The organism is Elioraea sp., from assembly GCF_051860475.1.
Lineage (GTDB): Bacteria > Pseudomonadota > Alphaproteobacteria > Acetobacterales > Acetobacteraceae > Elioraea.
In genome coordinates this window covers 1-13566 of the sequence record NZ_JBHYDW010000124.1, presented here as the reverse complement: position 1 = coordinate 13566, position 13566 = coordinate 1, and the positions used below count along the sequence as shown (strand labels likewise).

Below are 13566 nucleotides of genomic sequence, written 5' to 3'. Positions count from 1 at the left end.
GACATTGCCCGTCCCGGTCATGCGCAGGGGTCCCGGCGCGATCCTTGATGCCTCGTCTCTGGCATGGACGGCGGCCGGCCGCAACGACGGGCGGCGCGGCGGGGACGCCTCGGTCGAATGTCCCGTCCCGACTGCGCGCGGCGCGCGGGTCGGCGCATCGCGCACGGGCGGGGAGACCGGCCGCGGCCGGGGCATGACCACGGCGCTGCGCGGCATCCCGTTTCCGCTCACGGACGGCGCGGTTCAGCCGGCCGGACCGCGGATGCTGCGCGGGCTCGCCGCGAAGATCGAGCGGAATGCGCCGCCCGCCGCGATGAACCCGGCATTGCGCGCGATCACCCGGTCCTCGTTGCCGATCGACAGCGCAAGCAGGCAGAGCGCGACGCGCCGTCGCACCAGCTCCGCCGAGGGCAGGATCGGCAGCCGCGCACCGGGCAGGAACAGGCCCTGCTTCTGCGGCGTGTCGTCGGCCACGAAGTCGAACAGGTCGGCGAGGCCGTGGAAGTTGACGAAGGCGCAGGCGAGATGGCCGGCGCCGAACAGCGCGAGCGGTCCGCGCGCGCGTACCGCCTCCAGCGTGCGCCGGAGTTCCGCCGTGACGTCGGGGAACGCGGCGGCGTAGCGCGCGAGCAGCCCGGCCTGCGCCTGTCCCTCCGCGTCCGGCTGCGGCGTGCGTGGCATGCCGGTCCGGCGCGCCACCAGCACCATGCAGTTCTCGAACGGCAGCGGATACAGCGCCTCGAAGACGCGCTCGAACCCGCCCCACTCCAGGATCGGACGCAACGTGGCCGGAGTGAAATAGAGCGAATGCTCCTCCCAGACCATCGCGTAGTCGTGGAGGCGAAGGCTCGTGGTGCAGTCCGGTGCCTCCACCATCACGTAGCCGCCCGGCCGCACCAGCGCCGCAAGCCCCTCGACGAAGGCCTGAAGGCTCTCGGCATGCTCGATCACATGGCGCACGATCAACAGATCGGCCGGCCCGCCATGCGCGGCGGCGACGCGGCGCATCCGGTCCGGTTCGGTCAGCACCTGCACCGTTTCGACATTGGCGCACGGATCGGCGATGCCGAGATCCTCGGCGAGGGACACGCGCCAGACCCGCTCGAAGCCGTGCCGGCGGAACCGGTCGAGCGTGGTGTCGTCCTTCACCGTCAGCCCCGCAATCGCCGCGCCGGGTTCAAGCCCCGGCAGCGCGCGGAGGCGATCGACCAGGCCATCGAGATGCTCCTCCGGCTCGCGCGCGAACAGCCAGTCATAGGGCGGCTTCAGGGCGGCGTGGGGAACCGGCGTCATGAGCTGGATCGTGCCGCACTCCGCGCACTGCGTGAGTGCCAGGCGATGCGCGGTCTCGGGCGCGTCCGCAGCGGGCAGGAAGAACGACGAGACGGGATGGCTGCCCATGTCGAGCGCCGGACCGATGCGGCTCGAGCGGCACACCTGGCACGCCGTCATCGGCAGACTCCTTCGGCGGGTGGGCGACGTGCCCCGGCCGTAGCGCGGCCGCGCAATGTCTTGCGCCGGCTGCCACGCGGGGCGCGCGCCGCGGCGGTCGCGCCGCGCGGACGGCGAGCCCCTTCCCAGAGGCCAAGGTGGGTGTCAAGGTCGCTCTGCGCTCCCCGGCGTGCGGCCGCCAGCGATGCCGGATCCGTCATCGATGATGATCCGCCGTGGAGCGCGCCGTGGGGCGCAACCGGATGGCGTGCGGGTCGTGACCGCAGGGGCAAGGCGATGAGCCGATCGGGATGGGCGACCCCGGCCGCGTCCGCGCGCGCCAGGAGTCCGTCGTGACAGTTCGGCTGTCCGTCGTGCTGCCCAACTACAACCACGCGGCGCTTCTGCCGCGTGCGCTGTCGGCCCTGGCGGCGCAGGAGCGCCGGGCCGACGAGATCGTGCTGATCGACGATGCCTCGACCGATGACAGCCTCGCGGTGGCCGAGCGGTTTGCGGCCCGCCTGCCCGGACTGCGCGTCGTGCGGCTTGAACGCAATGGCGGCGCCGCGGCGGCGATCGCGCGGGGCCTCACCGAGGTCAACGGCGACCTCGTCTATTTCGCCGCCGCCGACGACGTGGCCTGTCCGCGGCTGTTCGCGCGCGCCGCCGCCGCCCTGGCCGCGCATCCCGAGGCCGCGCTCGCCTCGGGCGAGGCGGTGCTGCGCGCGCCCGACGATCGCGTCATCGGGCTGCGGCCCGTCATCCTGCCGGCGCGGCAGGAGCGCTTCCTCCCGGCGAGGTCACCGCGCTGCTGCGGCGGGCCGATCACGTCATCATCTCGGTCGCGACCGTCTGGCGACGCGACGCGGTGGTTGGTGCGGGCGGGTTCGATCCCGCGCTGGGCGCGATGTGCGACAGCTTCCTCGCCCGCGAGCTCGCGCTGCGCCACGGCTTCGTGTTTCTTCCGGAGGTGCTCGGCGTCTGGCACGTGAACCCGGTCAGCGTGTCGCGCTCGGCGGCGGCGGATCCGGCCGCCACGCTCGCGATGGTGGCGCGGGCGCGGGCGCGCATGGAGGCCGCGCGCGGAGCCCCCTACCCCGACTGGTATCCGGACCTGTTCGAGCGGCGCATGCGGTTCGCCGCGGCACGCGTGATGGTGACCGAGCCGCTTGGTGGGCGGCCCGATCCGCACGCGCTCGCTGCGGTGACCGGTGCCGGGCCGCTCGGTCGGGCAGCGCTCGCGGGCGCCGCGCTGCTGCCCGGCCGGCTCGGCCAGCTTGCCCTGCTCGGCTGGCTGACGGTCCGCCACCGCCCGATGTCGCTCCTGGACCTGGTCGCGGCGCAACGCGACCGGCGCCGCCGGCCGCGCGCCCTTCCGGCGTGACGGGGAGCCGTACCGGATGCCCAGGCCCAGGCGTGCGACGGCGGCGGTCGCCGGATGCCATGACCGCGCGCGTCCGACCCCGCCTCAGGGCTTGAGCATCATCCGACAGGAGTAGTCGACGCGCAGCAGCGGTTGACGGATGCCCCGCTCCTGCCGGAACTCGTCCACCGCGCGCTTCGCCCCCAGCATGTGTCCGTAGTCGTCCAGCAGCAGCACACCGCCCGGCACCAGACGATCGTAGAGCGTGCGCAGAAGATGGCGGTACGAGTCGTACCAGTCGGTGTCGATGCGCAGCAGCGCGATCCGCTCGGGCATGGTCGCCGGGATCGTCTGCTCGACCTTGCCGGCGACGAACCGGGTGAGCGCCTCGGGATAGCCGGTCGCGGCCATGTTGGCCCGCACCTCGGCCTCATCCGCATAGGCCCACACGCTCGTGTCGCCCGCCAGGTTGCGCATCTGCCAGCCGTCGATGGCGCGGTTGCCCAGCACATCGACATCGATCTCCGCGTTCGGCCGGGGCAATCCCGAGAACGTGTCGTAGAGCCACAGGGTCCTGTCCGCTGCCCCTGACCGCAGCAGCTCGTGCGCCATCAGCATGACGCTGCCACCGCGCCACACACCGGCCTCCAGGAAGTCGCCGGCGATCTCCGCCTCGACCAGGTAGCGCACCGCACTCCAGAGCGCGTAGAGACGCTCCACGGTGGTCATCGTGAAGCGGCGGACCGTCTCGAGCAGCGGAAAGAACTCCGGTTCCATGTCGCTGAACCGCACGCGCGACGCAAACGCGTCCAGCATCTGCTGGTAGTCGACCGCATACTCCTCCTGGAGGTAGCTTTCGCGCACCGCGGCATCGAGTTCGGCCGATACCGGCCGGCCGAGCAGGCGGAGCACGGTGTGCAGCCGGCGCTTCAGGTCCATGCGCGCGGGGTCCTCGGCGATGAAGTGCTGGAGCACCGCCATCTCGAGCGGCAGCGGCGGGCTCTCGCCCCTGGCCGTGAGGTCGGAGAGCATCGTCATCACCGTCTGCCGCTCGGCTACGCCCGCCTCGATCTGCGCGAGCACGGCGTCGAGGTCGAGCGCAGGGGCCCCGCGTGGCGTGCCGAATGCTCGCGCGCGCAGATCGTCCGGCACCGGTTTGTTCTGCACCTGCAGAACCGTGACAAGGCGGCGCGCCGCCTCGACGTCGTCGGGGCGGACGAAGCGCAGGATCAGCTGCAGCGAATGCTCCTCGAGATCGGCCGGAAAGGGCTGGCCGGCCTTCACATACTCGGCGTAGAGCGCGTGGATCTCCTTCAGCTGCCCCTCCTTCCAGGAGAGACGCTCACGCAGTCGGGCAGCCTTCTGGTCCAATGGGGTCATGAGGGGATCGCCTCGCCTCTCGTCATGCTCCGGACGCCCCGGTCGGCCTTTCCGGGCGCAAGCCGTGCCGGCCCCGACAGCGCTGTCGCGCGCCGCGCCGGCCGGCCGGCCCTACTCGAAGAAGATGAACTCGTGATCGCCGGTGTAGCCGGCGCGCTCGAAGATCCACTCCCACTCCTCGGGCGTATGGAAGGCGCGGCAGGTGAGCTGCCAGTACATCAGGTTCACCTTCTCGCGCTCGTTGCGATACGCCTCGACGACCAGGAACCTGTGTGCCTTCGAGACCCGCTCCATCTCGGCAAGGGCTGCGAACAGGTCGGAGATGTAGAGGTTGTGCAGCGTCGTGATCGAGACCACCAGGTCGAAATGCTTGTCCGGCCAGTCGAGCTTCGCTGCGGTGCCCTGACGGATCTTCCCCTTCACGCTCTCCATCGCGTGCTCGATCGCATAGGCCGAGATGTCGATCCCCTCGACCTCCAGCCCGGGCACGCTCTCGGCGAGATCATGCATCAGGAAGCCCTTGCCGGCGCCGACATCGAGCACGCGCATGCCCGGCTTCAGCCCGTAGGCGTCGCGCATCGCGTCCGCCACCTTGCGCCAGCGCCCGTCATAGCGATAGCCGCCATAGCCGGTCTCGCGGCTGCCGTCCCAGTAGTCGTAGCCGTACTGGATCGCGAGTTCCGCCACCTCCGCCTTGTCGCGCTGCGTGACGCGCGCGAGGTAGTCGCGCTTGGTGGATCTGTGGATCAGGCTGACGAACTCGCGATAGGCCATCCTGGGGAACTCCTGTCAGGTGTCGTGCAGGCGGTCGAGCCCGGCCTCGGCCTTGGCGAGCTGGGCCGCGCAGCGCGATGCACGGTCCTGCCGCTCGGCGAAGTCGCGGCGCGCGGCGGCGGCGGGGAGGAACTCGTTCAGCATGATGCAGACCCATTTGAGGCCGTAGGCGGGCAGCAGCGCATCGCAGCGCGCGCGATGCGGGGAAGTATCGAGTCCGAGGGCCGCCAGCACCGCGTCGCGGAACGCGGGGTAGAGCGCGCGCGGGACGGGAAGCTCGGGCTGGCAGAAGAAGTCGCAGATCAGCTTCGCCGGATCGTCGCGGCCGGCGTATTCGAAGTCGAGGAAGCTCAGCCGTCCCTCCGCGTCCAGTGCGTTGTGGAAGCCGAAATCGGAGGGCGAGACGCCCCATGGCAGCGGCGCCGCAACGGGCGCGAGCCTGCGCGCGAGACGGTGCCAGGCCGGCACGAGCCGCTCCTGCACCAGCGCGGCGGCGGCCTCGGCGTGGGGTGCGGACGGATCGAGCCGCGTCGCGAGCCGCATGACGCGCCGGTCGATCGTCGCGACATGCGCGGCGAGCGAGAAGCACGCCTCGGATGCGGGCGCGAGGCGTTCGGCTGCGCCGCGCGCCGCAGTCGCGTTCAGCGCCGCGACGAAGCGGGCGGCCGCCTCGACATGCCGCGCCTCGGCCGCGGCGATGCGCCCGCCCGGCACGAAGGCATAGAGTGCCGCGTGGCTCGCCGGCTCGGCCGCCAGCGGCTCGGGCACATCGCGCAACCCGCAGACATCCCAGGCATAGCGCAGGAACGCCCACTCGGCGCCGAGCCGGTCGCGCGGATCGCGCGCGTCGTGGTGGTAGCACTTGACCACCAGCGGTGGGCCGTCGCGCTCAAGCCGATAGACCCGGTTGTTGCGTCCGCCCGCCAGCCGCACGAGCGCGCGCGGTGCATCCGCGAGCCCGGCGGCGCGCATCAGCCGCGAGGCGACCTCGATCGGCGCGGCCTCGGCGTGCACGCTCAGGCGGCGTCGCGGCCGAGCAGCGCGGCGGCGATGCCGTCCCAGCCGCCATGACGCTCGAAGCGCCGTCCCTGCCAGACGCCGTCCGGGTGGTTGGCTTCGGGATCGAACAGGATCGCGCGGCATCGCGGTGGGAATGCCGGCTCCGCCAGCACCTCGGGCAGATCATCGATGAAGGCGTCGAGCCCGAGCGCGTCGATGCGCGCGAGCTTCGCCATGATCGTCAGCTCGAAGAACGCGCGCTCGGGCGCGATGCCACCCTGCGCCGGGTCGGTCAGGCGCCGCGCCGCAAGGAACCCGCGCGCGGCCTCGTGCAGGTCGTAGGCGGGGCCGCGATAGGGCGTGCGGGTCTTGTGGCTGACGATGAACACAGTGTGGCCCACGCGCTGCGCCGCGGCGATGAACGCCGCAACCCCCGGGTAGAGCCCGACAAGATCCATCCGCGCGCCGTAGACATAGCCCTGGAGCGCGGTCCAGTCGTCCTCGCGGCCGATCGCGCGCAGGTGGTTGCGCACGCTCGTCTTGTCGCTCGGCAGGTCGGCAGGGATCAGCCCGCGCTCCAGCGCCGCGGCGTGGAACACGCCGTCATAGCAGGCGATGGTGTTGTCGAAGTCGATGCCGATCCGCATCGTGTTCAGACGAGGCTCATGTCGATCAGCGGCCGCCCGACGCGGCCTTCGGCGAGATCGTCGAGCGCCTGGTTCGCCTGGTCGAGCCGGTACGGTGCCGACAGCAGGCCGCGCACGTCGAACCGCGCAGCCGCGAGCAGCCGGGCGAACCGGGCATAGTCGCGGTCGGGCACCGCATCGCCGCCCCAGGTGCCGAGCAGGCTCTTGCCCTGGTTGAACAGGCCGGGATCGAGCGTGAGCGTGGCGCCCTGGCGCGCATTGCCGATCACCACCGCACGGCCGCCCTGCGCGCGCACGGCCGCCAGCGCCTGCGCCATCACGGCGGGCTGGCCGGTCGCTTCCACCGCCGCGTCCGCGCCCTGCGGCAGGACTGCGCGGATCGCGGCCACCGGATCGCCGGCAGCGGGGTCGATCGTGTGGGTCGCGCCATAGGCCTCGGCGAGCGCGCGGCGCTGCGGATTGGGATCGACGCCGATCACCGGCACTGCGCCGGCGAGCGCAGCCGCCATGCAGGCGTTCAGCCCGATCCCGCCGGTGCCGAACACCACCACGCTCTCGCCCGGCAGCACGCGCAGCACGTTCACGACGCTGCCCATGCCGGTGGGTGCGGCGCAGCCGAGCAGCACGGCGAGCTCCATAGGCAGACCGGGCGGCAGCACTGTCAGCCGGTTCTCGCTCACCACGGCATGGCGCTGGAACGTGGTCACGCCGCCGGCATTCACCTTGCGCCCGTCCCAGTCATACACCGCCCCGCCCGCCTCGATCCCGCTGCCGCGGATCCAGGACAGCACCACCTGGTCGCCGCGCTTCACCTTGGTCACCGCGGAGCCGGTCTCGAGCACCGTGCCCGTGCCTTCGTGGCCGAGACAGTGCGGCACCCAGCGGTCCTCGCCCTTCAGTCCGCGCGCCTCCATCACCTGTGTGCCGCAGGCGCCGGAGAACGCGATCTGGACCAGCACCTGGCCGGGCTTCAGCGCCGGGATTGAGAGCTCTGCGAGCTCGAGCGGCCGTCCGGTCTCGACCAGCAGCAGCGCGGCGGTCTTCACGCCGCGGCCTTTCCGGCGAGCACGCGCTCGATCCGTTCGGCGATCTGATGCCCCGTCAGGCCGAGCTGCTCGCGCGCGAATTCCTGCTCGCCCGAGAGGCGGAAGAACGCATCGCCGGTGTTGAACCGCACGACCCCGCCGGGTGGGGCGCGCGTGCCGCTGTCGGCCATCCACTCCGTCACCGCCGCGCCGAGCCCGCCGATCGCGCCGTGCTCCTCGCAGGTCGCGACCACGCGGCAGCGGGCGAAGGCGCGCGCGAGCGCGGCCCGGTCGAGCGGCTTGACGGTGTGCATCGACAGCACCTGCACGGAGTGTCCGTGCGCGGCCAGCGCGTCGGCCGCATGCAGCACCTCGGGCAGGATGTTGCCGGTGGAGACGAGGCACACCTCATCACCCTCGCGCACCGTCAGCGCGCGGCCGAGGGCGAACTCCGCCGGCACCTCGGCATGGATCTGCGGCTCGCCCTTCTTGCCCATGCGGATATAGACCGGCCGATCCTGTTGCAGCGCGGCGCGCAGGGCCGCGCGCACCTCCCACGCATCGCAAGGGCAGCAGACGACCATGCCGGGCAGCGAGCGGAGGAAGGCGATGTCCTCGCAGGCGTGATGGGTCGGACCGAGCCCCGCATAGGCGAGCCCCGCACCGACCGCGACGATGATCACCGGCGCCTCGTGGTAGCAGACATCCACGCGGATCTGCTCGAGGCAGCGCGTGGTGACGAAGGGCGTGATCGTGTAGGCGACGGGTCGCAGGCCGGAGAGGGCGAGCCCGGCCGCCACCCCCATCATGTTCTGCTCGGCAACGCCGCAGTTGAAGAACCGCCCGGGGTGCTTCGCGCGGAACTTGTCAAACAGCCGGTTGCCGATATCGCCCGAGAGCATCACCAGGCGGGGATCGATGTCGCCGAGCTTGGTCAGCTCGTCGGCGAAGGCGTTCCTCATGCGAGACCGAGCTCCTGATGGGCCTTGCGCACCTCCTCTGCGGTCGGCGCGCGGTAATGCCAGTTGTTGTCGTCCTCCATGAACGACACGCCCTTGCCCTTGACGGTATGCGCGATCAGCGCGACCGGTGTTCCCTCGCCGCGCGCGGGGATGGCGGCGAGACGGCGGGCGAGATCGGCGACGTCGTGCCCGTCGACCTCGTGCGCGTCCCAGCCGAAGGCGGCCCATTTGTCGCGCAAGGGGGCGAGGGCGAGCGTCTCGTTCGAGCGCGCTGTCGCCTGCCACTTGTTGTAGTCCACGACCACGCAGAGATTGCCGAGGCGCTGACCAGCGGCGAACATCGCCGCCTCCCAGACCGAGCCCTCATTGCACTCGCCGTCGGACAGCACGGCGAAGACGCGATAGGCCTCGTCGTTGATGCGCGCGGCGAGCGCCATCCCGGTGCCGATCGGCAGGCCGTGGCCGAGCGAACCGGTCGCCGCCTCGACGCCGGGCAGGCCGTGCGCCGGCGGGTGTTCGGCGAGCCTGCCGCCGTCCCGGCAGTAGGTGTCGAGCTCGGCCGGGTCGAAGAAGCCGCGGAAGGCGAGCGCGGCGTAGAGCGCGGCCGCAGCGTGGCCCTTGGAGAGGATGAAGCGGTCGCGCTGCGGATCGTCGGGCCGCTCGGGATCGATCCTGAGCGCGTGCCAGTAGGCAGCGGCCAGGATGTCGCAGCAGGAGAGCGCCGAGGCGAGGTGTGCTGCCTGCGCGGCATGCGACATCTCGATCACCCGCCCGCGCAGCCGTGCGGCGATGCTGCGGAGCGCGGTCTCGTCCGGGGCGCGGTCGGAGGTCATGAGAACCGTCACGGCTTGTGCTCGTAGTCCCAGCTCGGCATGGAGAGAAGGTGGTCGCGGAACCGATCCGCCCAGGCCACGCACTCGGCGATCCCGTCCTCGAGCGCGACCGTGTCACGCCAGCCGAGCGCGCTGCGCAGCTTCGCCGAGTCCAGCATATAGGCCTGGTCCTTGCCTGGCCGCTCCGGCGCGATCTCGACGCAGGCGTCGAAGTCCTTGCCGAGTCGGGCGAGGATCATCGCCACGAGGTCGCGGATCGAGACCATCCGCTCGGTCGAGATGTGGTAGGTTTCACCCACCTTGCCCGCAAGCGCGATCCTGAGCGTCGCCTCGCTGACGTCGCGCATGTGGATGAAGGAACGGATCGATTTGCCGCCGCCATGCAGCTGCAGCGTCCGCCCCGCCATCGCCGAGAGGATGGTGCGCGGGATGATTCGGTAGGTCTGCTGGCCCGGCCCGTAGACATTCGCCGCCCGGGTCGAGGCCGCGGGGAAGCCGTACTGCGCGACGACGATGCGAAGCTGCATGTCGCCCGCGGCGCGCGAGACCGCGTAGGGCGTGGTCGGGTTGAAGTTCGCGTCCTCGCGCACCCAGCCCTCGGTGCTGCCATACACCTCCGGCGTGGTGACGTGGACGTAGCGCTCCAGCCAGTCCAGGCGCCGGAGCCGCTCGAACAGGAGCGTGGTGGAAACGACATTGGTCATCATCCAGTGCTCGGGATGACGCCAGGACTCGCCCACCATGCTCTGCGCTGCGAAGTTCACCACGTGGCTCGGCCGCTCGGCGCGCAGCAGCGCGTCGAGCGCGTCGAGATCGCGGTTGATGTCCACCTGCACGAACCGGACGCCGCTGTCGCGCCAGCGATAGGGCAGGAACGCCGCGTGCGGTTCGGGTGAGCGCGAGGTCGCGATCACCTCGTGCCCCGCTGCGGCCAGGTGATCGCAGAAGGTCGCGCCCGAGAACGAGTTCGAGCCGAGAACGAGGAAGCGCGTCATGCCGCCGCCTGCACCGCGTCGCGCTGGGTGTAGAGCCACTGCATGATCATGTGGCCGACCGCCATCTGAAGATCCTCGGCGACCTGCATGTCGTCGATCGCGACATGGATCGGCACGTCGGCGAGCGCCTTGGCCTTGCCGCCCGAGTAGCCAAGCACCGCGAAGGAGGTCATGCCGATGCGCTTCGCCTCCTCCAGCGCGCGCAGGATGTTGGGGGAGTTGCCGCTGCCCGAGAACGCGATCAGCACGTCGCCCGGGCGCGCCATCACGGCAAGCTGAAGGGCGTAGATCGAGTCGTAGCCTTCGTCGTTCGCGAGACAGGTGACGACGGAGGGGTTGGCGGCGAGCCCATGCGCGCGGATGCCCGAGCCCGGCCGCTTGGAGAGCGCATAGACATAGTCGTTGGCAAGGTGATTCGCGTTGCCGGCACTGCCGCCATTGCCCACCAGGAACACCTGCCGCCCGCTCTGCCAGCAGGACTTGAGCGCCTGCGCGAGCCGCTCCACCGCGTCGAGATCGAGCCGCTTCAGCGCACCCGCCAGCCGCTCGGCATAGGCGGCGAACATCGCCTTCGGATCGGGCCCACTCATGACAGCCTCACTCATGACAGTACTGTCGCCTGCATCCATTTCAGGTTGTACCAGCGATCCTCGTCGGCGAGCGCACCCTGGCGGTACATGCCGACGACCTCCTTGATCGCATCCTCCACGGTGTGCGTCGGCCGGAACCCGGTGGCCAGCAGCCTGTCGGAGTTCACGCGGTAGGAGCGCGGGTCGTTCGAGGGGGTCACCACCACCTCCGACGGCACGTGCTCCTGCACCAGGCGCGCAATCTCGCTGATCGTGAGGTTCTCGAACCCGGCATTGTAGACGCCGGCGTGCTGCGGGTGGTCGAGCAGGAACAGGTAGAGGTCGGTGATGTCCTGGATGTGGATGTTGGGCCGGGTCTGGTCGCCGCCGAACACGGTGATGCGCCCCTTGGTCAGCGCCTGCATGGTCAGCATGTTCACCGACACGTCGAGCCGCATGCGCGGCGAGAAGCCGCACACGGTGGCGGGGCGGACGATCTGCACCACCATTTCGCTGGCGTAGGACAGAAGGATGCGCTCGGCGCACATCTTGGTCTTGTTGTATTCCGAGATCGGCACGAGTTCGAGGTCCTCGGTGACCTGCTCTTCTTCCTTCACGCCGTAGACGCTGCCCGAGGAGGCATAGAGGAAGCGGCGGATTCCCCGGCGCGCGCAGGCGTCCGCAAGCTGCATCGTGGCGAGGCAGGAGACCTCCCAGGTCAGCTTCGGGTCGAGATCGCCGCAGGGATCGTTGGCGATCGAGGAGAGGTGGATCACCGCCTCGACACCGCCGAGGTCGATCTGCCTGGGATCGCGCACGTCGCCCTGCACCACCCTCAGCGCCGGATGCGGCCGGAGGTGGTTGCCGAACCACTGGATATCGAACGCCACCACCTCGTGGCCCTTCGCCAGCAGCTTGGGCACCAGCACGCTGCCCTTGTAGCCGCACGCCCCCGTCACGAACACCTTCATGCGCGATCCGTCCTGTCGTCATCCACCTGGATTGCCGTCACGCCGCGCGCCCGGGATGCGGGCGCCACTCGGCCTCCGCCAGACGCAGCGCCTCGGGCGAGCCGATGTCACGATGATAGCCTTGCATCTCGACCGCGAGGATGCGGCCGACAAACAGCGGGATCACCTCGGTCGAGAGATCGACCACGGGCCTGCCGAGCGATGCGGCGGCGTCCATCACCTCGGGCTCGAACACATAGACGGCGGCGTTCGCGAGATCACCCGGCGGGTCCTCCACCTTCTCGTGGAACGCCTGGACGATGCCGCGCGCGTCGGTCTCGATGATGCCGCAGCTCCGCGGCGCGTCGGTGCGGAACGCCAGCATGGTGAGCGCGCAGCCCGACGGCCGCGCCGCATGCGCCGCGACCAGCGCGCCGACGTCGAGATCGGTCAGGTTGTCGGCATGCGCGACCAGCACCGGGCCGTCGCCGATCCAGGTGCGGTTGGCGAGCAGCGTGCCGGCGGTGCCGAGGAGCGTCCCCTCGTGCACAAGATCGACCCGCCCTGCCCAGGGTGAGGCGGCAACGAAACGCTCCACCTGCGGGGCGAGCCAGTGCGTGTTGACGAGCGCCCGCCCGATCGTGCCCCCGCGGAACAGCAGCTCGAACCAGATCCCGAGCAGCGGCCGCCCCTGCACCGGAACGAGGCATTTCGGCACATGCTCGGTGAGCGGCCGGAGCCGCGTGCCGAGCCCCGCCGCCAGCAGCACCGCGCGCATCAGACGGTGTCCGCGTCGATCTCGGCCTCGATGTCGGAGGCGGTGACCGGCAGGTTGCCGACACGGCCAACCTGGCATGCGGCGGCGAGCGCGCCGAGATACGAGGCGCGCCAGATATCCGCGCCGGCCGTCAGCGCCAGCGCGGTCGCCGTGAACAGGCTGTCGCCCGCGCCGGCGGGATCCTTGGCGGCGGTGTTGAAGGCCGGCAGGCGGTCGTCCATCAGCGTGTCGTCGGATCCGTTGGGCGCGTGCACCAGCATCCCCTCGGCGCCGAGCGTGATCACCACGTTGCGGGCGCGGCACGCGCGGTGCAGGCGCTCGGCCAGCACCGCGAGCCCGCTCTCGAAATCGCGCATCGCGAGCCGCGCCTCGCGCTCGGTCGGCGTGATCAGCGTCATGCCGCGGAACCGGGCGATGTCGGAGAGCTGCGACGAGGCCTGGCTGTCCGCTGCCATGGGGATGCCGCGCTCGGCCGCGCGCTCCACCACCGCATCCACCAGCGCCTGCGGCAGGCAGCCGTAGTTGAAGTCCGAGAACAGCAGCAGGTCGGTCGCGGGCAGGGCGTGCTCGATCCGGTCCAGGAGGCGCGCGACCAGGTCGGCGTCGATGGCGTGCTGGCGCAGGTGGTTGACGCGCAGCAGCGTCTTGCCGCCGGCGCGGTAGCGCTGCTTGTGCGTGGTCGGGCGGGTCTCGTCCAGCAGGAGCTCGGCCGCGACACCGTGCCGCGCCAGGGCCGCGCGCGCAAACCCGGCCTGGTCGTCGCGCCCCGCGACGGTGATGTAGCGCGCCTCGGCCCCCAGGCCGCAGGCATGCGCGGCGACGATCGCCCCGCCCCCGCCCAAGGGCGGCGGGTGGAACGG

Annotated in this window: 15 protein-coding genes; 2 read left to right on the top strand and 13 right to left on the bottom strand. The window is 71.1% G+C overall.

Going from position 1 to position 13566, the window contains the following annotated elements; translation table 11 throughout:
• Positions 1 to 243 precede the first annotated feature (243 nt).
• The gene (locus ACTIFU_RS18170) at positions 244 to 1452 is read right to left on the bottom strand and encodes a methyltransferase domain-containing protein (RefSeq protein WP_439579735.1); all 1209 of its coding nucleotides are present in this window, start codon (positions 1450 to 1452) and stop codon (positions 244 to 246) included.
• 332 nt (positions 1453 to 1784) lie between these two features.
• Here ACTIFU_RS18170 and ACTIFU_RS18165 point away from each other — a divergent pair, with 332 nt between their 5' ends.
• Positions 1785 to 2423, top strand: a complete 639-nt coding sequence (locus ACTIFU_RS18165) for a glycosyltransferase family 2 protein (protein ID WP_439579734.1) — start codon at positions 1785 to 1787, stop codon at positions 2421 to 2423.
• Positions 2339 to 2815, top strand: coding sequence for a hypothetical protein (locus ACTIFU_RS18160; protein WP_439579733.1), 477 nt, complete (start codon positions 2339 to 2341; stop codon positions 2813 to 2815). The genes ACTIFU_RS18165 and ACTIFU_RS18160 overlap by 85 nt, the downstream gene beginning before the upstream one ends.
• Positions 2816 to 2899: 84 nt before the next feature.
• Here the strand turns inward: ACTIFU_RS18160 and ACTIFU_RS18155 are convergent, their stop codons facing one another.
• The 12 genes from ACTIFU_RS18155 to ACTIFU_RS18100 form a co-directional block, all read right to left on the bottom strand.
• Positions 2900 to 4174 (bottom strand): TylF/MycF/NovP-related O-methyltransferase, encoded by a 1275-nt coding sequence (locus ACTIFU_RS18155; RefSeq protein ID WP_439579732.1) that lies wholly within the window; start codon positions 4172 to 4174, stop codon positions 2900 to 2902.
• A gap of 111 nt (positions 4175 to 4285) precedes the next feature.
• The gene (locus ACTIFU_RS18150) at positions 4286 to 4948 is read right to left on the bottom strand and encodes a class I SAM-dependent methyltransferase (protein ID WP_439579731.1); all 663 of its coding nucleotides are present in this window, start codon (positions 4946 to 4948) and stop codon (positions 4286 to 4288) included.
• A 15-nt stretch (positions 4949 to 4963) separates the two neighbouring features.
• Positions 4964 to 5962, bottom strand: coding sequence for a hypothetical protein (locus tag ACTIFU_RS18145; RefSeq protein ID WP_439579730.1), 999 nt, complete (start codon positions 5960 to 5962; stop codon positions 4964 to 4966).
• Positions 5963 to 5964: 2 nt separating this feature from the next.
• Complete coding sequence (locus tag ACTIFU_RS18140) at positions 5965 to 6594, bottom strand: hypothetical protein (RefSeq protein WP_439579729.1); 630 nt, start codon at positions 6592 to 6594, stop codon at positions 5965 to 5967.
• A 5-nt stretch (positions 6595 to 6599) separates the two neighbouring features.
• A complete protein-coding gene (locus ACTIFU_RS18135) occupies positions 6600 to 7640 on the bottom strand; it encodes a zinc-binding dehydrogenase (RefSeq protein WP_439579728.1) in 1041 nt (346 codons plus the stop codon).
• The gene (locus ACTIFU_RS18130) at positions 7637 to 8581 is read right to left on the bottom strand and encodes a transketolase family protein (RefSeq protein ID WP_439579727.1); all 945 of its coding nucleotides are present in this window, start codon (positions 8579 to 8581) and stop codon (positions 7637 to 7639) included. The genes ACTIFU_RS18135 and ACTIFU_RS18130 overlap by 4 nt, the downstream gene beginning before the upstream one ends.
• A complete protein-coding gene (locus ACTIFU_RS18125; protein WP_439579726.1) occupies positions 8578 to 9426 on the bottom strand; it encodes a transketolase in 849 nt (282 codons plus the stop codon). The genes ACTIFU_RS18130 and ACTIFU_RS18125 overlap by 4 nt, the downstream gene beginning before the upstream one ends.
• Positions 9423 to 10409, bottom strand: coding sequence for a GDP-mannose 4,6-dehydratase (locus ACTIFU_RS18120; protein WP_439579725.1), 987 nt, complete (start codon positions 10407 to 10409; stop codon positions 9423 to 9425). Before ACTIFU_RS18120 ends, ACTIFU_RS18125 begins: the two co-directional genes overlap by 4 nt.
• The gene (locus tag ACTIFU_RS18115; RefSeq protein WP_439579724.1) at positions 10406 to 10999 is read right to left on the bottom strand and encodes an SIS domain-containing protein; all 594 of its coding nucleotides are present in this window, start codon (positions 10997 to 10999) and stop codon (positions 10406 to 10408) included. The genes ACTIFU_RS18120 and ACTIFU_RS18115 overlap by 4 nt, the downstream gene beginning before the upstream one ends.
• Before the next feature lie 11 nt (positions 11000 to 11010).
• Positions 11011 to 11949, bottom strand: coding sequence for an NAD-dependent epimerase/dehydratase family protein (locus ACTIFU_RS18110; protein WP_439579723.1), 939 nt, complete (start codon positions 11947 to 11949; stop codon positions 11011 to 11013).
• A gap of 37 nt (positions 11950 to 11986) precedes the next feature.
• Complete coding sequence (locus tag ACTIFU_RS18105) at positions 11987 to 12706, bottom strand: nucleotidyltransferase family protein (RefSeq protein WP_439579722.1); 720 nt, start codon at positions 12704 to 12706, stop codon at positions 11987 to 11989.
• Positions 12706 to 13566 (bottom strand): PfkB family carbohydrate kinase (locus tag ACTIFU_RS18100; RefSeq protein ID WP_439579721.1); only part of this gene is annotated, 861 nt, incomplete at its 5' end. The genes ACTIFU_RS18100 and ACTIFU_RS18105, both read right to left, overlap by 1 nt.